Source organism: Streptomyces sp. NPDC056160 (assembly GCF_042268205.1).
GTDB lineage: Bacteria > Actinomycetota > Actinomycetes > Streptomycetales > Streptomycetaceae > Streptomyces.
The window spans coordinates 102,916-120,730 of the sequence record NZ_JBHJUW010000007.1 but is presented as its reverse complement, the minus strand read 5'-3'; the positions used below and the strand labels follow the sequence as shown (position 1 = coordinate 120,730).

At 72.8% G+C, this 17,815-nt stretch carries 12 protein-coding genes; 8 read left to right on the top strand and 4 right to left on the bottom strand.

What is annotated here, in order from left to right; translation table 11 throughout:
- Nucleotides 1-144: 144 nt before the first annotated feature.
- From ACFC02_RS04505 to ACFC02_RS04490, 4 genes are all read right to left on the bottom strand, one after another.
- On the bottom strand, nucleotides 145-2,526 hold the full coding sequence (locus tag ACFC02_RS04505; protein ID WP_376352040.1) for a transglutaminaseTgpA domain-containing protein: 2,382 nt from the start codon (nucleotides 2,524-2,526) through the stop codon (nucleotides 145-147).
- A gap of 406 nt (nucleotides 2,527-2,932) precedes the next feature.
- Nucleotides 2,933-4,384: a DUF58 domain-containing protein gene (locus tag ACFC02_RS04500; RefSeq protein WP_376352037.1), complete on the bottom strand. Its 1,452-nt coding sequence runs from the start codon at nucleotides 4,382-4,384 to the stop codon at nucleotides 2,933-2,935.
- The gene (locus ACFC02_RS04495; RefSeq protein ID WP_376352034.1) at nucleotides 4,384-5,457 is read right to left on the bottom strand and encodes an AAA family ATPase; all 1,074 of its coding nucleotides are present in this window, start codon (nucleotides 5,455-5,457) and stop codon (nucleotides 4,384-4,386) included. Before ACFC02_RS04495 ends, ACFC02_RS04500 begins: the two co-directional genes overlap by 1 nt.
- A gap of 326 nt (nucleotides 5,458-5,783) precedes the next feature.
- A complete protein-coding gene (locus tag ACFC02_RS04490) occupies nucleotides 5,784-6,329 on the bottom strand; it encodes a beta-class carbonic anhydrase (RefSeq protein WP_376352031.1) in 546 nt (181 codons plus the stop codon).
- 420 nt (nucleotides 6,330-6,749) lie between these two features.
- On the opposite strand from ACFC02_RS04490, the gene rsmH reads away from it, so the two are divergent.
- From rsmH to ftsW, 8 genes are all read left to right on the top strand, one after another.
- A complete protein-coding gene (gene rsmH, locus ACFC02_RS04485; RefSeq protein WP_376352028.1) occupies nucleotides 6,750-7,706 on the top strand; it encodes a 16S rRNA (cytosine(1402)-N(4))-methyltransferase RsmH in 957 nt (318 codons plus the stop codon).
- Between the two features lie 13 nt (nucleotides 7,707-7,719).
- Nucleotides 7,720-8,319 (top strand): septum formation initiator family protein, encoded by a 600-nt coding sequence (locus ACFC02_RS04480; RefSeq protein WP_376352025.1) that lies wholly within the window; start codon nucleotides 7,720-7,722, stop codon nucleotides 8,317-8,319.
- Between the two features lie 5 nt (nucleotides 8,320-8,324).
- Entirely contained in the window at nucleotides 8,325-10,283 is a 1,959-nt protein-coding gene (locus ACFC02_RS04475; RefSeq protein WP_376352022.1) for a peptidoglycan D,D-transpeptidase FtsI family protein, read from the top strand.
- An 85-nt stretch (nucleotides 10,284-10,368) separates the two neighbouring features.
- A complete protein-coding gene (locus tag ACFC02_RS04470; protein WP_376352019.1) occupies nucleotides 10,369-12,024 on the top strand; it encodes a UDP-N-acetylmuramoyl-L-alanyl-D-glutamate--2,6-diaminopimelate ligase in 1,656 nt (551 codons plus the stop codon).
- Nucleotides 12,025-12,122: 98 nt separating this feature from the next.
- Entirely contained in the window at nucleotides 12,123-13,538 is a 1,416-nt protein-coding gene (gene murF / locus ACFC02_RS04465; protein WP_376352016.1) for a UDP-N-acetylmuramoyl-tripeptide--D-alanyl-D-alanine ligase, read from the top strand.
- On the top strand, nucleotides 13,535-14,608 hold the full coding sequence (gene mraY / locus ACFC02_RS04460; protein ID WP_037863372.1) for a phospho-N-acetylmuramoyl-pentapeptide-transferase: 1,074 nt from the start codon (nucleotides 13,535-13,537) through the stop codon (nucleotides 14,606-14,608). Before murF ends, mraY begins: the two co-directional genes overlap by 4 nt.
- The gene (murD, locus tag ACFC02_RS04455; RefSeq protein WP_376352011.1) at nucleotides 14,590-16,020 is read left to right on the top strand and encodes a UDP-N-acetylmuramoyl-L-alanine--D-glutamate ligase; all 1,431 of its coding nucleotides are present in this window, start codon (nucleotides 14,590-14,592) and stop codon (nucleotides 16,018-16,020) included. Before mraY ends, murD begins: the two co-directional genes overlap by 19 nt.
- A 312-nt stretch (nucleotides 16,021-16,332) precedes the next feature.
- Nucleotides 16,333-17,811: a putative lipid II flippase FtsW gene (gene ftsW, locus ACFC02_RS04450; RefSeq protein WP_376352008.1), complete on the top strand. Its 1,479-nt coding sequence runs from the start codon at nucleotides 16,333-16,335 to the stop codon at nucleotides 17,809-17,811.
- Nucleotides 17,812-17,815 lie beyond the last annotated feature (4 nt).

The window sequence follows — 17,815 nt, the reverse complement described above, 5'->3', positions numbered from 1 at the left end:
CCATCGACCGGACCACCTACAAGGCCACCATCAGCATCAACATGCTCACAACCGACCCTTGACACGGCCCAGACCGCCCTAACTGAACGGCGTTGCCACTAGAACCCAAGAGAAGTGGCCGGCCCCTCGCACATGACCGTGGTCTCAGCCCCGCTGCCGCGACGGCCGGCGCAGTACCGGGCGCAGACCGGTCACGCGGGACCGCAGGGCCGCCCACCGGGCAGAGAAGGCCCAGGTCAGCCGGGCGGCCGAGCGGGGCGCGAGCGCGGCCCGCAACCGGGCGCCCCGCGACGCGGTGCCACGCAGTCCCGCGACGACCCGGCGGACGTCCTCGGCGAGCCCCGGCATCGGCCGTGGGCTCGGGGCGTAGAGCACCTGCTCCAGGGCGTCGGCCAGCCGGTGTGCCGAGGCCGCGGCCGGCGGGTCGAGCCGGCCGAGCCGGACGATCCGCGCCGCCGTCTTGCGGGGCGTCTGCGACTCGTCCGGGAAGATCCCGAAGTCCCAGGCGGTGTCGGTCATTTCCTGCCAGACGGCGAGCCGGTGGGCCGGTGCGCCGGCCTCCCCGCGCCCGTGCGCACCGAGCCGGACCGCTCTCCTGCGTGTGCGCCACAGCAAGGGCGAGAGCAGGAGGACGACGACGACCAGCCCGCCCAGCGCCCACCCCGCGACCGCGTACCACTTCGGACCGTCGCCGCCGGTGGGCAGCGCGGCCTGCGCGGACGGGCTCGGGCATTCCTGCAGCTTCTTCATCTGCGGCGTGCAGTCGGTGGTCGTCGACGGCGCGGCCGAGGGCTGTGAGCTGGCCTGCGGGGACGGCACCGCCGGGTTCGGCAGCGTCGTGTCCGCGGGGTCCGACTCGGTGTACTGCGGGACCGTGCCGCGCGTCGGCGTCGGCTCGAAGCGGGTCCAGCCGACGCCCTCGAAGTACAGCTCGGGCCAGGCGTGCGCGTCCTTCAGGCCCACCTCGACGGTGCCGTCGCCCCGGGGGGTGCCGGGTGCGAAGCCCACCGCCACCCGGGCGGGAATGCCGAGCGTGCGGGCCATCGCCGCCATCGCGAAGGAGAAGTGGACGCAGAAGCCCCGCTTGTCCTTCAGGAAGCGCGAGATCGCCTCGGAGCCGGTGCCCGCCTCGACCTGGGTGTCGTACTGGAAACCCCCGTCGAACGCGAACCAGTCCTGGAGTTTCACCGCCTGCTCGTAGTGGTTCGCCGCGCCCTCGGTGACCGCGCGCGCGGTGTTCGCCACCAGGCCGGGCAGCGTCTTGGGCACTTTGGTGTACTCGCGCTTCACGACCGCCGGAGGCTCTCCGGCGGTGGCGAGCTGCTCCGCGGAGGGCTGCACCTCCAGGCTCTTGACCTGGTAGGTCAGGCCACGCGTGTTCTGCCCGTGGTCGCCGACCAGGGTCATGCCCACGGGTTCGTAGCGCCAGCTGCCGTCGATCCGCACACCACTCGGCGGGTACGGCATCGGCAGCCAGTCCTGGGCGTACCAGTCTGCCGCTGCGATCGACGTGGTGATCTCCGTGCGCCGCACGGCGCCGTCCAGTCCGGACGGGGCGGGGAACGGGTCTGGCACGCCGACGATGTGCCGCTGGGAGGGCTTCCACGTGGTGCCGTCGAAGTCGTCCAGGGACACGATGCGCAGATACAGGTCGGAGGCGTTCGCGGAGTTGGTGCGCAGGGTCAAAACCGTGCGGTCCTCGTCGACGTTCAGGCTGTCGCGCAGCGACACCAGCGGGTTGACCGCGGAGATCGTGCCGCCCCCGATGCCCGAGCCGGCCCCGGCCCCGGCCGCGTCCAGCAGCCCGCCGCGCATGCCGGGCAGGGCCAGCGGAACCACCAGGGCGACGCCCAGCGCCACCGCGCCGATCCGGCGCCCGGTGCGGATCGGCGCCAGCGCGGTGCCCGGCTCCCCGGCACCCGCGCGCGAGGCGCCGCTGAACACCCGGCCCCACTGCGAGAGCCGGTCCCGGCCCTCGACCAGCAGCAGCATCAGGTAGCCGGCGGCGGCGAGGAGGAACCACAGCCAGGCCGAGCCCCCGTCGGACAGTCCCGCGGCCACGGAGTACAGCGCGAGCAGCGGCAGCCCCGCGGGGGCCGCGCTGCGCAGGGTCACCGCGAGGGTGTCCACGATCAGCCCGATCACCAGGACACCGCCGATGAGCATCAGCCGGATGCCGTCGGACAGCGGTGCCGGGATCGCGTACCGTCCGACGTCCTGGCCACCCTGACGCAGCAGGTCGACCAGGTGCCGGATGGCGGCCGGGCCGGGGAGCAGCCCGGCGAGGGCCTGGGCCCGTGCGAAGACCAGGGTCAGCAGCAGCAGGGTGACCAGGGCCTGCGCCGCCACGGTGAGCGGCCGCGCCAGCGGCACCCGCCGGGCGGCCACGCCGACGCCGCACTGCACCACGAGCATCAGCGCCACCTGCACGATCCAGGTGGCGGGGGAGACCAGCGGCAGCAACGCGCACGCCGCCATCAGCGTGGCCGCCGCGGCGCACAGCGCCAATCGTGTCCGTCCGCTCATCCCCGCGCCTTCCCCCGGCCCACCGGGCCCGTCACACCACTCGTGCCCCCGCTCCGCTCCACCCGTCCCGGCCCCCGCCCCGCGCACCGTCCGGCACTCCGCCCGCACCGCCCGCGCCCCGCGCACTCGCCGTCACCTGCCGGGCCCCCGCCGCGCCGGTCCCCGGGACCGCCGAACCCGTGCCGGCAAGGAGCGGCCGGGGGCCTCTCGACACGGTCCCGGCGACTGCCCTGCCGCCCGCGGTCCCCGGCATCCGGCCGCGCCTTCCGGAACCGGACCGCTCGGCCGGCCGTCTCGACCGGAACCGCTCGGCCGGCCGTCTCGACCGGAACCGCTCGGCCGAACGCCGTGATCGGTAGCGCTCCGCCGGATGCCGCGATCCGAACCGCTTGGCCGGCTGCCCCGCTCATACGGAGGGCCCTCCCCCCGCGCCCGCCGCGCCGGCCTTGCCCGGGCCCCCCGTACCGCTCGCTCCCGGGTCCGGCGCGGACGTCGTCGCGAAGCCGGCCCGGCCCGGCGCGCCGACGCCCGTGCGTGCCTGGTCCGCGTGGCGCCAGGTCTCTTCCAGCGAGGCGCCCCGCGGCACGCCCACGGCGGCCCAGCCCGCGTCCCGCAGCATCCGCAGCCGTTCCTCGGCGCGGTCGGCGGGGCCGCCGGGCGCGTCGGCTGCTTCCCGGTTCCACGCCTCGCTGTCCAGCACGAAGGCGGCCGCACCCCCGCTGCGCTGCCGCATCTTGGCGACCATCGTGGCCTGCGCCTCGTCGAGGTCGCCGAGGAAGGCCACCAGCAGTCCCTCGTTGCCACCGCGCAGCACGTCGTACGCGCGCGACAGCCCCGCCCCCTGCGAGTGGTCGATCACGGCGAGCGTGTCCATGAGCAGCCCGGCCGCGTCCGCCGACTCCTGGCCGGAGCCAGCGAACCCGTCGGAGCCCTCGCCCGGCACACAGCTGCCGGTGTCCGTCAGCAGCCGTACCGAGAAGCCGCGCTCCAGCATGTGCACGAGCACGGAGGCGGCCCCGGACACGGCCCACTCGAAGGCCGAGTCGGGGCCCGCGCCCCGGTAGGCGAGCGCGCGGGTGTCCAGGAGCACCGTGCAGCGGGCCCGCTGCGGCTGCTCCTCGCGGCGCACCATCAGCTCGCCGTAGCGCGCGGTGGAACGCCAGTGCACGCGGCGCAGGTCGTCGCCGTGGCGGTACCCGCGCGGGATCACGTCGTCCTCGCCGGCCAGAGCCAGGGAACGATGCCGTCCGTCGCCGTACCCCTTGGCCTCGCCGCCCAGCCGGACCGGCGGCAGCGGCTCCACGCGCGGGACGACCGTGAGGGTGTCGTACGTCGAGAAGGAGCGGGTCAGTTCGCACATCCCGAACGGGTCGGTCAGCCGCAGTTGCAGCGGCCCCAGCGGATAGCGCCCCCGCAGGTCGGAGCGGACCCGGTAGGACACCTCGCGGCGGCCGCCCGGCTCCACGCGGTCGAGCACGAAGCGGGGGCGCGGCCCGAGGACGTAGGGCACCCGGTCCTGGAGCATCAGCAGGCCCGTGGGCAGGCGGGAGACGTTGTCCATCCGCAGGTGCACGCGGGCCTCGGAGCCCGCGGGCACGCGCGCGGGGGAGAGGCGGCGGCTGCCCGTGACCCGGTGGCGCGTGCGGTGGAGGACGGCCGCGCAGACCAGGGGCAGCACCGCCAGCAGCAGCCCGACCCGGAGCAGTTCGGCCTGTCCCAGGATGTACGCGCAGACGGCCGCCGCCACTCCGGCGGCCAGGAAGGAGCGCCCGCGGGTGGTGAGCCCCGTCAGCGCGGTGCGCACGCCGCCGCGTCCGCCGTGTTCGTCCTCCGCGCGGGTGGCCCCCGCGTCCGTCATCACAGCCTCCGCGGCTGCTGCCGGCCGAACTCCGGCGTGGTGTTGCCCATGCCGAGGCCGCCGCCCGCCTGGGCCGCCGCCGGTACCGGCGTGTGCTGCAGGATCTCCTCGACGACCTGCTCGGCCGTCCGCCGGTTGAGCTGCGCCTGCGCGGTGGGCAGCAGACGGTGGGCCAGGACCGCGACGGCGAGCGCCTGCACGTCGTCCGGCAGCGCGTACTCCCGCCCGCTCAGGGCGGCGGCGGCCTTCGCCGCGCGCAGCAGGTGCAGCGTCGCGCGCGGGGAGGCACCGAGTCTGAGGTCGGGGTGGGTCCGGGTGGCGGCGACCAGGTCGACCGCGTACCGCTGCACCGCCTTGGCGACGTGCACCGAACGGACCGCCTCGACGAGCTTCACGACGTCGTGCGCGTGCGCCACCGGCTGGAGGTCCTCCAGCGGGCTGACCCCGCCGTGCACGTCCAGCATCTGCAACTCGGCCTCCGGGCTGGGGTAGCCGATGGACACCCGGGCCATGAAGCGGTCGCGCTGGGCCTCGGGCAGCGGGTAGGTGCCCTCCATCTCGACCGGGTTCTGCGTGGCCACCACCATGAAGGGGCTGGGCAGTTCGTAGGTCTGCCCGTCGATGGTGACCTGGCGCTCCTCCATGGACTCAAGGAGCGCCGACTGGGTCTTCGGCGAGGCGCGGTTGATCTCGTCGCCGATCACGATCTGCGCGAAGATGGCGCCCGGCTTGAACTCGAAGTCCCGGCGCTGCTGGTCCCAGATGGACACACCGGTGATGTCCGAGGGCAGCAGGTCGGGGGTGAACTGGATCCGCCGCACCGAGCAGTCGATGGACCGCGCCAGCGCCTTGGCGAGCATCGTCTTGCCCACTCCGGGGACGTCCTCGATCAGAAGGTGCCCCTCGGCGAGCAGCACGGTCAGCGAGAGCCGTACGACCTCGGGCTTGCCCTCGATCACTCCCTCCACCGAACTGCGGACCCGCTCCACAGTGGCGGTCAGGTCTTCCCCCACGCTCGATCTCACTCGCGCGGGGGCGCCCCCATGGCTCGCTCGCTCGTCAAAGGTCGTCACCCGGCCCTCCTCGGCCCTTCCCCGCGCCCGTCGCCGAGCGGGGGATTCCCCAACTTTCCGGGCCGGCCTCCCGCTGCGCGGACCGGGCCCACCCCGAACACGGACACCGCGCCGGAACGGTTCCGTGCGATGTCACACCCCGCATTCTTGCCGCCGTTACCGATTCGTGTCACTCGCCTGTGGACAACTGGCCGCGAGATTCGGGTTCTACGACTTTTCGCCGGGGACGACCAAGGGCCCGCCCGGGGCCGCGCCGGAGTGCCGGCGACCGGCCCTGTGCAGGTGGCGGCGGTGCCGGGGAGCCGGACCGCGGGCGGGCACGGAGGTCACACGGGGTCGATCTCGCGCAGCCGGCCCGTCCTGACGTCGAACACGAATCCGCGTACGTCGTCGGTGTGCAGCAGGAACGGCGAGGTGCGCACGCGCTGCATCGACTGCCGTACGTCCTGGTCGGCGTCCTTGAAGGCCTCCACGGCCCAGGACGGACGCTGCCCGACCTCCATCTCCAGGTCGTGCCGGAACTCCTCGGTGATGGTCTGCATGCCGCAACCCGTGTGGTGGATGAGCACCACGCTGCGCGTGCCGAGGGCGCGCTGGCTGATGGCCAGTGAGCGGATCACGTCGTCGGTGACCACGCCGCCCGCGTTGCGCAGGGTGTGACAGTCGCCGAGCCGCAGGCCGAGCGCGGCGTGCAGGTCGAGGCGGGCGTCCATGCAGGCCACGACCGCGACCTGGAGCACGGGCCGGGCGTCCATGCCGGGGTCGGTGAACGCGTCGGCGTAGGTCCCGTTGGCCGCGACGAGGCGGTCGATGACGGAGCGGTCCGTGGCGGCGTCCTCGGAGTTGGCGGGAACTGATGCGGAAGTCGTCATACTCATGACGTTACTGGGCGTGCGCGCTCCGGTCGCGTCATGGGAGGGGACAAAGAACACCACAGTGGCGTCGTGTGAGCGACTCCACACACAGCGCGAGCCACGTCCGTGCGGGTGAATCCTCCCGCAAGCCCGTGTCCCCGCACTCCGGCGGGCGACGCGCAGGCCGGTTGATTGACCGGGCGACAGGGTGGACTAAAGTGACGCGAAGCGGGAGGCGTGGCGCTCCCTGCTGTACTGCATTCCCGGAGACCTCGCACACACCCGACGGTCTCCCCACGTGCGCGGCGCGTACGTACGGCTCGGCTCCCTCCCGCTCCCGGTCGGCTGACGCTTCCGGCGCCGGCAGGGCACCGTCGTCTCGCGAGCGGTCGGGGACCCGGCGGTGCGTGCGGGGCGTGCCGGACCTGAGAGGGCCCCTTGAGCGACAGCCGACACGTACCCGTGATGCTCCAGCGGTGCCTGGACCTCCTGGCACCCGCCCTGGAGCGGCCGGGAGCGGTGGTCGTCGACTGCACCCTCGGCCTCGGCGGACACAGCGAGGCGCTGCTCACCCGCTTCCCCGAGGCCCGTCTCGTCGCCCTCGACCGCGACAAGGAGGCGCTGCGCCTGTCCGGTGAACGCCTCGCCCCCTTCGGCGAGCGGGCCACCCTGGTGCACGCCGTCTACGACGAACTGCCCGACGTCCTCGCCCGGCTCCGCCTGCCGCGCGTGCAGGGCGTCCTTTTCGACCTCGGTGTCTCCTCGATGCAGCTCGACGAGGCCGACCGCGGTTTCGCCTACGCCCAGGACGCGCCCCTGGACATGCGCATGGACCAGTCCACCGGGATCAGTGCCGCCGAGGTCCTCAACACCTACCCGGCCGGTGAACTCGTCCGCATCCTGCGGGCCTACGGCGAGGAGAAGCAGGCCAAGCGGATCGTGGCCGCCGTGGTGCGCGAGCGCGAGAAGGAGCCGTTCGCCAACAGCGCCCGCCTGGTGGAGCTGATCCGCGACGCCCTGCCGCAGGCCGCCAAGCGCACCGGCGGCAACCCGGCCAAACGCACCTTCCAGGCGCTGCGCATCGAGGTCAACGGCGAACTCTCCGTCCTGGAGCGGGCGGTCCCGGCCGCGGTGAAGGCCCTCGACGTCGGCGGACGGATCGCCGTACTGTCGTACCAGTCGCTCGAAGACCGCCTGGTCAAGCAGGTCTTCGCGGCCGGCGCGGCCACGACGGCACCCCCCGGCCTGCCGGTCGTACCCGAGCGCTACCAGCCCCGGCTCAAGCTGCTCACGCGCGGTGCCGAACTTCCCAGCGAGGAAGAGATCGCCGCGAACCGGCGGGCGGCACCGGCCCGGCTGCGCGGGGCCGAGCGCATCAGGGAGGACGCCGAGTGAGCCAGGGGGACCAGTGAGCAGCAAACCCGAGCCGAGGGGCCGTGCCGCCCGGCTGACGCGGCTCCTGCCGGTGAAGGGGCAGCAGGCGGCCCGCGCCCCCTTCGTCCTGCTCGTCGTGCTGCTCCTGGGCGGCGGCCTCATCGGGCTGCTGGTGCTGAACTCGGCGCTCAGCGAGGGCGCGTTCCAGATGGACGACCTGAAGAAGGACACCAAGAAGCTCACCGACGAGGAGCAGGGCCTCCAGCGGGACATCGACTCCTACTCCGCCCCGGACGCCCTCCAGCGCCGCGCCCTCCAACTGGGCATGGTGCCCGGCGGCGACCCGGCCTTCCTGAACCCGGACGGCACCGTCAAGGGCGTCCCCTCGGCCGCCGAGCAGGCCTTCGTGCAGGACCTTCCCGTGTCCGTACGGCCGCCCGAGACCCTGACGGCGACCGACCCCGACCTGCCCGCGTCCGCCGCCGGCGCCGCCACCCCGGCCCCGGGGCAGACCGGCCCCGCGCAGACCCTGCCCCTCACGGGCCCCGCCGGCGCGGCCACCGACGCCCCCGCGGGCGACCCGGCCGCCATGACCGCCCCCCAGCCCGCGACGACCCCGACCCCCGGCAGGTGACGGAAGTGTCCGACAGGGAACCGCCGCGCCGCCGCGTGCCCGGACCCGCCAGGCCCGCCCGCCCCGGCGGCGGCCGGCCCCGCCCCGGTCCCGGCGCCCGTCCGGCCCGCCGCCCCAGCTCCACCTGGCGGCCCCCGCCGGTGCGCGTCCTGCGCCTGGGCAGCCCGCGCCCCAGGCTGCGCATGGTCGCCCTCGCGCTGACCGTGGTGATGCTCGTCTTCGTGGTGCGGCTGCTCCAGGTGCAGGCCGTCGACGCGAGCGCCTACGCCGCCAAGGCCGACGCGAACCGCTACGTGGTCCACACGATCGCCGCAGAGCGCGGCGACATCACCGACCGCAACGGCGTGGCCCTCGCCAGCAGCGTGGACGCCGAGGACATCACGGCCGATCCGACCCTGTTCACCCGCGAGGCCCTGAAGGTCGGCGACGGCCCCGAACAGGCCGCCGCGCTGCTCGCCCCGATCCTCAACCAGGACCAGGCCGGTCTCGCGAAGAAGCTGCGGACGCCGAACACGCGGTACGTGCTGCTGGCCCGACGTCAGACCCCGCAGGTGTGGACCCAGATCAAGGACCTGAAGGCCGCGCTCGCCAAGAAGGCGCAGACGGACAAGTCGACCGTCAACGTCCTCGCCGGAGTGCTCTCCCAGACCAGCACCCAGCGCGTGTACCCGGGCGGCGACCTCGCCGCCGCGCTCCTCGGCTGGGTCGACGCCGAGGGCAAGGGCGGCGGCGGCATCGAGCGGCAGCTGGACAAGCAGCTGTCCGGCAAGCCCGGCAAGATCCGCTACACCCAGTCCGGCGGCCGGGAAGTGCCCACCGCGGGCTCCAGCGGGACGCCGGCCGTGCCGGGCACCGACGTCGAGCTGACCATCGACCGCGACATCCAGTGGGCCGCGCAGAACGCCATCACCGAGCAGGTGCGCAAGTCCCAGGCGGACCGCGGCTACGTGATCGTGCAGGACACCCGGACCGGCCAGATCCTCGCCATGGCGAACTCCCCGGGCTTCGACCCGGGCGACCTGGCCCACGCCGACCCGGCCGCGCTCGGCAACGCCGCCGTCCAGGACGCCTTCGAGCCCGGCTCCACCGCCAAGGTCATGTCGATGGCCGCCGTGCTGGAGAAGCACGCGGCCACACCGCTCACGCACGTCGTCGTGCCCAACCGGCTGCACCGCGGCGACCGGCTCTTCCAGGACGACGTCGACCACGACACCTGGTACCTCACGCTCAACGGCGTGCTCGCCAAGTCCAGCAACATCGGCACCATCCTGGCCACCGGCCGGCTCGGCCCGACGCAGCCGGAGGCCAACAAGGTCCTCTACTCCTACCTGCGCAAGTTCGGCATCGGCAGCTACACCGGCACCGGTCTCCCCGGCGAGACGAAGGGCATCCTGGCGCCGCCCGGGAAGTGGTCCACTTCGCAGCAGTACACGATCCCGTTCGGCCAGGGCTTCTCCATCAACGCGCTGCAGGCGGCGTCCATCTACTCGACGATCGCCAACGGCGGGGTCCGGATCCAGCCGTCCCTGGTGCGCGGCACCAAGGGCCCCGACGGCCGTTTCAGCCCCGCCGCCGAGCCCGGCAAGCGCCGGGTCGTGAGCGCGCAGACGGCGAAGGAACTGGCACAGATGCTGGAGTCCGTCGTCGACGACGAGCAGGGCACCGGTCTGAAGGCGCGCATCCCCGGCTACCGCGTCGCCGGCAAGACGGGTACGGCCAACCGTGTGGATCCGGCCACCGGCAGATACCGCGGCTACACATCGTCCTTCGCCGGGTTCGCGCCCGCCGACAACCCCCGCGTCACCGTCTACTGCGCGATCCAGAACGCCACCAAGGGCAGCTACTACGGCGGCCAGATCTGCGGTCCGATCTACAAGCAGGTCATGGCGTTCGCGCTGAAGACGCTGCAGGTGCCGCCGACCGGTGCGCAGGCCGCCAACCTGCCCGTCGACTTCAAGCCCTGACCCCGAGCGCCCTCACGGCCCCGACCGGCACCGCAGCACCCGCCGGAGCCCGTACCACCGGAACAGAACCACCAGGAACCAGCCCGTGACAACGATCACCCCGGAACCCGGGAACCGCCCGGAGCCCGCGCCCTCGCTTCGCCCGCAGCCGGGTACGCCCGGTACGCTCACCGCCGTGCCACACCCTGATCAGTCCCAAACCACCCAGAAGGGCGCTTCCGTGACATATCCGGGGCCGCCGCGGCCGGTCCAGGTCTTTGCCGTCACCCTCGCGGAGCTGGCCGGTCAGCTGGGTACCGCGCAGCCGGACAGCACCGCCGAGGTCACGGGCATCACCCACGACTCGCGCGCCGTGCGCCCCGGCGACCTGTACGCCGCCCTGCCCGGAGCCCGCGCGCACGGCGCCGACTTCGTCACCCAGGCGGCGAGCCTGGGCGCCGTCGCCGTGCTCACCGACCCGGCTGGCGCCGAGCGCGCCGCCGCGACCGGGCTGCCGGTCCTGGCCGTCGAGGACCCGCGCGCGCGGATGGGCGAGCTGGCCGCCACGATCTACGGCCGGCCCGGCCGCGACCTGCTCCAGATCGGCATCACCGGCACCTCCGGCAAGACCACCACCGCCTACCTCGTCGAGGGCGGCCTGAAGACCGCGAAGTCCACCGGGCTGATCGGCACGGTGGAGATGCGCATCGGCGAGGAGCGCATCAAGTCCGAGCGGACCACCCCCGAGGCCACGGACCTCCAGGCCCTGTTCGCCGTCATGCGCGAGCGCGGTGTCGAGGCGGTCGCCATGGAGGTCTCCAGCCACGCCCTGGTGCTCGGCCGGGTCGACGGCTGCGTCTTCGACATCGCCGTCTTCACCAACCTCAGCCCGGAGCACATGGAGTTCCACTCCGGCATGGAGGACTACTTCCAGGCCAAGGCGCAGCTCTTCACGCCCGCCCGCAGCAGGCTCGGAGTGGTCAACCACGACGACGAGTACGGCCGCAGGCTCGTGCGGGAGGCCACCGTCCCGGTCGTCACCTTCTCCGCCGAGGGCCACCCGGACGCCGACTGGCGCGCCGAGGACGTCCAGGTCGGACCGATGGACTCCACGTTCACCGTGATCGGCCCCGAGGGCCGGCGGATCGCCGCCAGGTCCCCGATCGCGGGCCCGTTCAACGTCGCCAACACCCTCGCCGCCATCGTCGCGCTGGCCGCCGCGGGCCTCGACGCGCAGAGCGCCGCCGACGGCATCGCCGCCGTCCCGGGCGTGCCGGGCCGTCTGGAGCGCGTCGACGCCGGACAGCCCTACCTCGCGGTCGTCGACTACGCGCACAAGACGGACGCCGTCGAGTCGGTCCTCAAGGCCCTGCGCAAGGTCACCAAGGGGCACCTGCACGTGGTGCTCGGCTGCGGGGGCGACCGGGACACGACCAAGCGCGCCCCGATGGGCGCCGCCGCGGCCCGGCTCGCCGACACCGCCGTACTGACCTCCGACAACCCGCGTTCCGAGGACCCCCTGGCGATCCTCGCCACCATGCTCCAGGGCGCCGCCGCGGTGCCCGCGCACGAGCGCGGCGAGGTGCTCCTGTTCGAGGACCGGGCCGCCGCGATCTCGGCCGCCGTCGGCCGCGCGCGGCCCGGGGACACGGTCCTGATCGCGGGCAAGGGCCACGAGCAGGGCCAGGACATCGCGGGCGTGATCCGCCCCTTCGACGATCGTGAGGTCCTGCGCGAAGCAATCCGGAACACCCAGGGGTGAACGCCCGGGACAGCCAGGGATGAACGCCCGTAAGACCCAGGGACGACCGTCCGAACGGCCCGGGGATCGAAAATCCAGAAGACCCAGGGGATGAACTTGTGATCGCCCTCTCCCTCGCCGAGATCGCAGCAGTCGTCGGCGGGCAGACGCACGACATACCGGATCCGTCCGTCCAGGTGACCGGACCCGTCGTCCGGGACTCCCGGGAGGCGGTGCCCGGCAGCCTCTTCGTCGCCTTCGCCGGCGAGCGCGTGGACGGCCACGACTTCGCCGCGGCCGTCGTCGAGGCCGGTTCGGTCGCCGTGCTGGCCGCCCGCCCCGTCGGCGTGCCCGCGATCGTGGTCGAGGACGTCCAGGCCGCCCTCGCCGCCCTCGCCCGCCACGTCGTGACCCGGCTCGGCGCGACCCTCGTCGCCCTGACCGGCTCCGCGGGCAAGACCAGCACCAAGGACCTGATCGCCCAGGTGCTGCGGCGCAAGGCCCCGACCGTGTTCACGCCCGGCTCGCTCAACAACGAGATCGGGCTGCCGCTGACCGCCCTGAGCGCCACCGAGGAGACGAAGTTCCTCGTGCTGGAGATGGGCGCCCGCGGCATCGGCCACATCAGGTACCTCACCGAACTGACCCCGCCGAGGGTGGGCCTCGTGCTCAACGTCGGCAGCGCCCACATCGGCGAGTTCGGCGGCCGGGAGCAGATCGCCCAGGCGAAGGGCGAACTGGTCGAGAGCCTGCCGCCGGCCGCGGAGGGCGGGGTGGCGGTCCTCAACGCCGACGACCCGTTGGTCCGGGCCATGGCCTCCCGTACGAAGGCGAAGGTGCTCCTTTTCGGAGAGTCCGACGAAGCGGACGTACGCGCCGAGAACGTGAGACTCACGGACAGCGGACAGCCTTCCTTCAGCCTTCACACACCCTCCGGTGCATGCGATGTGACCATGCGCCTGTACGGTGAGCACCACGTGTCGAACGCGCTCGCCGCGGCCGCCGTCGCCCATGAGCTGGGCATGTCCGCAACCGAGATCGCCACCGCGCTCTCCGAGGCGGGCTCCCTCTCCCGCTGGCGGATGGAGGTCACCGAGCGCCCGGACGGCGTGACCGTCGTCAACGACGCCTACAACGCCAACCCGGAGTCCATGCGGGCCGCCCTGCGCGCGCTCGCGGCGATGGGCCGGGGGCGGCGGACCTGGGCGGTGCTCGGCAAGATGGCCGAGCTCGGGGACGAGGCGCTCGCCGAGCACGACGCGGTCGGACGGCTCGCCGTCCGGCTCAACGTCAGCAAGCTCGTCGCGGTCGGGGGCAGGGAAGCGTCCTGGCTGCAACTGGGCGCATACAACGAGGGTTCGTGGGGTGAGGAGTCGGTGCACGTGTCCGACGCACAGGCGGCGATCGACCTGTTGCGCAGCGAGTTGCGCCCGGGGGACGTCGTGCTCGTGAAGGCGTCCCGTTCGGTCGGTCTGGAGAGCGTTGCCCAGGCGCTCGTCGAGACCGGTGCCGAGGGTGAGGTCGCAGCCCGATGATGAACCAGATCCTGTTCGCGGGAGTCATCGGCCTCTTCCTGACGCTGGTCGGCACTCCGCTGCTGATCAAGCTGCTGGCCCGCAAGGGCTACGGCCAGTACATCCGCGACGACGGCCCGCGCGAGCACGCCAGCAAGCGCGGGACGCCGACCATGGGCGGCATCGCCTTCATCCTGGCGACGGTCGCCGCCTACTTCCTGTCCAAGGTGATCACGGGCAAGCCGCCGACCTACTCCGGTCTGCTGGTGCTGGGCCTCATGGTCGGCATGGGCATGGTCGGCTTCCTCGACGACTACATCAAGATCGTCAAGCGCCGTTCGCTGGGTCTGCGCGCCAAGGCGAAGATGGCCGGCCAGCTGATCGTCGGCATCGGCTTCGCGGTCCTGTCACTGATGTTCTCCGACAACCGCGGCAACACCCCCGCCTCCACCAAGCTGTCGTTCATCACCGACTTCGGCTGGACGATCGGCCCGGTGCTGTTCGTGATCTGGGCGCTGTTCATGATCCTCGCGATGTCGAACGGCGTGAACCTCACCGACGGCCTGGACGGCCTGGCCACCGGCGCCTCCGTCCTCGTCTTCGGCGCCTACACCTTCATCGGCGTCTGGCAGTTCCAGGAGTCGTGCGCCAACGCGATGACCCTGACCAACCCCAACGCCTGTTACGAGGTGCGCGATCCGCTCGACCTCGCGGTCGTCGCCTCCGCGCTGATGGGTGCCTGCCTCGGCTTCCTGTGGTGGAACACCTCACCGGCCAAGATCTTCATGGGCGACACCGGTTCGCTCGCGCTCGGCGGTGTGCTCGCGGGCCTGGCCATCTGCTCGCGCACCGAGCTGCTGATGGCGCTGCTGGGCGGCCTGTTCGTGCTCATCACCATGTCGGTGGTCATCCAGGTCGGCTCCTTCCGGCTCACCGGGAAGCGCGTCTTCCGGATGGCGCCACTCCAGCACCACTTCGAACTCAAGGGCTGGTCCGAAGTGCTCGTCGTGGTCCGATTCTGGATCATCCAGGGCATCTGTGTGATCGTCGGACTCGGCCTCTTCTACGCGGGATGGGCAGCGGACAAGTGACCGACTGGCAGGGGAAGAACGTCACCGTCGCCGGACTCGGCGTCTCCGGGATCCCGGCGGCCAAGGTCCTGCACGGCCTGGGCGCGCGCGTCACCGTCGTCAACGACGGCGACGACGAGCGCGCCCGCGCGCAGGCGGCCGAACTGGAGTCCCTGGGCGTCACCGTGCGCCTCGGCGACGGCGACACCCTGCCCGACGGCACCGAACTGATCGTCACCGCGCCCGGCTGGAAGCCGGACAAGCCGCTGTTCCGGGCGGCCGGGAAGGCCGGCGTCCCGGTCTGGGGGGACGTCGAACTCGCCTGGCGGCTGCGCGGCCTCGACGGCCGGGAACCAGCCCCGTGGCTGGCCGTCACCGGCACCAACGGCAAGACCACCACCGTGCAGATGCTCGCCTCCATCCTCACGGCGGCGGGCCTGCGCACGGCGGCGGTCGGCAACATCGGGGTCTCCCTGCTGGACGCCGTCCTCGGCGAGGAGCGCTACGACGTCCTCGCCGTCGAGCTGTCCAGCTACCAGTTGCACTGGGCGCCCTCGCTGCGTGCCCACTCCGCGGCCGTCCTCAACCTCGCCCCGGACCACCTCGACTGGCACGGCTCCATGGAGGCCTACGCCGCCGACAAGGGCCGTATCTACGAGGGCAACCGCGTCGCCTGCGTCTACAACGTCGCCGACCCGGCCACCGAGGACCTGGTGCGCGCGGCCGACGTCGAAGAGGGCTGCCGCGCCGTCGGCTTCACGCTCGGCACGCCCGGCCCCTCCCAACTCGGCGTCGTGGAGGGCATCCTGGTCGACCGCGCCTTCGTCGAGAACCGGCACAAGAACGCCCAGGAGCTGGCGGAGGTCTCCGACGTCCGCCCGCCCGCCCCGCACAACATCGCCAACGCCCTTGCCGCGGCGGCCCTCGCGCGTGCCTACGGCGTGCCCGCGACGGCCGTGCGGGACGGACTTCGGGCCTTCACCCCGGACGCCCACCGCATCGCGCACGTGGCCGACGTCGACGGCGTCGCCTACGTGGACGACTCCAAGGCCACCAACACCCACGCGGCCGAGGCCTCGTTGGGGGCATATGAGTCGATCGTATGGATTGCGGGCGGCCTGGCGAAGGGCGCCGAGTTCGACGAGCTGGTCGCGCGTTCGGCGAAGCGGATGCGCGGTGCCGTCCTCATCGGCGCCGATCGCGCGCTGATCCGTGACGCCCTGACGCGACACGCGCCCCAGGTCCCCGTCGTCGACCTCGACCGGACCGACACTGGGGCGATGCTCCAGGCTGTCCAGGAGGCGCGGCGGCTCGCCCGGCCCGGCGACACGGTGCTGCTCGCCCCGGCCTGCGCCTCCATGGACATGTTCGCCAACTACAACCAGCGTGGTGACGCGTTCGCGGAGGCCGTTCGCGAACTCGGCGCCCGCTGACCCCGGCCGCCCCCGCTGCCGGGCGACCTTGGGAGGGACGCGTGGGACCCGCGAACCGAGCCGGACGTAGGGTCTGTCCGGCGGATCATGTCGCAGCTCAGCGACGGTGCGTGTCAGCCCGGGTGAGCGGGGCTCGGTGCGTGCAGCCGCACGGCGGAGGAGGAAGTCCTGGCGGAGCCGCGGCGACCGGCGACAACGCCGCCGGGGGTCCCCCCCTGCTCGAAGAGCTCGGGGCAGGGCGTGGCAGGCCCCGCGGCTGCGGCGTGACCGGCCGGACAGGACCTGGGCGGCCGACGTACGGCGGAGGCGGAGATGCCCGGTAGCCCCGGCGGCCGGGCGGGCCGGCCGCCCGTGCGGCGCACCGCCCAGCGGCCCGCCGCCGCCCGCCCCGGCCGCGACAACGCCGTCCGCACCCTCGTCACCCGCGCCCGCAAGGCGTGGGACCGGCCGCTCACCGCGTACTACCTGATCCTCGGCGGCAGCTCGCTGATCACCGTGCTGGGCCTGGTGATGGTCTACTCGGCCTCCCAGGTCACCGCGTTGCAGATGGCGCTGCCCGGCTCGTACTTCTTCCGCAAGCAACTGCTCGCGGCGGTGATCGGTGCCGGACTCCTGCTCGCCGCTGCGCGCATGCCGGTGAAACTGCACCGGGCGCTGGCCTACCCGATCCTGGCGGGCGCGGTGTTCCTGATGGCGCTGGTGCAGGTGCCGGGGATAGGGATGTCGGTCAACGGCAACCAGAACTGGATCTCCCTGGGCGGCTCCTTCCAGATCCAGCCCAGCGAGATCGGCAAGCTGGCGCTGGTGCTCTGGGCCGCCGACCTGATCGCGCGCAAGCAGGAGAAGCGGCTGCTCACGCAGTGGAAGCACATGCTCGTACCGCTCGTCCCGGTCGGCTTCATGCTGCTCGGGCTCATCATGCTCGGCGGCGACATGGGCACCGCGATCATCCTCACCGCCATCCTGTTCGGCCTGCTGTGGCTGGCGGGCGCGCCCACCCGCCTCTTCGTGGGCGTGCTCTCGGTCGCCGGCCTGATCGGACTGGTCCTCATCAAGACCAGCCCCAACCGCCTGGACCGGTTCGCGTGCGTCGGTTCCGGTGACGTGACCAAGTGCTGGCAGGCCGTGCACGGCATCTACGCCCTGGCCTCCGGCGGATTCTTCGGTTCCGGCCTCGGCGCGAGTGTGGAAAAATGGGGGCAACTCCCTGAGGCCCACACCGACTTCATCTTCGCCGTGACCGGTGAGGAACTGGGCCTGGCGGGAACACTGTCGGTGCTCGCCCTGTTCGCGGCTCTAGGCTATGCGGGCATCCGCGTGGCCGGACGCACGGAGGATCCCTTCGTGAGGTACGCCGCGGGAGGCGTGACCACCTGGATCATCGCGCAGGCGGTGATCAACATCGGTGCGGTGCTCGGCCTGCTGCCGATCGCCGGTGTCCCGCTCCCGCTGTTCTCCTACGGAGGATCCGCCCTGCTGCCGACGATGTTCGCCATCGGGCTGCTGATCGCCTTCGCGCGTGACGAGCCCGCCGCGCGGGCCGCACTTGCCATGCGGCAACCTCGCTTTGGTAGAAAGCGTGCGTCAGGCTCCGCTTCCGGCCGGAGAACCGGCCGGAAGCCCGATCGGGCCTTCGGCCGGATTCCCGGCCGGGAGTCCGCCGGCGGATCCGGCCGTGGCTCGGGCCGGCGATCCGGGGCAGGATCGGGGCAGGGGTCCGGTCAGGGGCCCAGCAGATGGAACACGATGCGACGGCGCGCCTCGGCGGCGCGTTCGTCCGGAGAGCGGTGAATTT

Bases quoted from the DNA above. Each gene is read 5' to 3' on its own strand.
- ftsW (WP_376352008.1), top strand. From the start codon at position 16,333: ATGCCCGGTAGCCCCGGCGGCCGGGCGGGCCGGCCGCCCGTGCGGCGC.
- ACFC02_RS04500 (WP_376352037.1), bottom strand. From the start codon at position 4,384: ATGACGGACGCGGGGGCCACCCGCGCGGAGGACGAACACGGCGGACGC.
- murD (WP_376352011.1), top strand. From the start codon at position 14,590: ATGGGCAGCGGACAAGTGACCGACTGGCAGGGGAAGAACGTCACCGTC.
- ACFC02_RS04490 (WP_376352031.1), bottom strand. From the start codon at position 6,329: ATGACGACTTCCGCATCAGTTCCCGCCAACTCCGAGGACGCCGCCACG.
- mraY (WP_037863372.1), top strand. From the start codon at position 13,535: ATGATGAACCAGATCCTGTTCGCGGGAGTCATCGGCCTCTTCCTGACG.
- ACFC02_RS04505 (WP_376352040.1), bottom strand. From the start codon at position 2,526: ATGAGCGGACGGACACGATTGGCGCTGTGCGCCGCGGCGGCCACGCTG.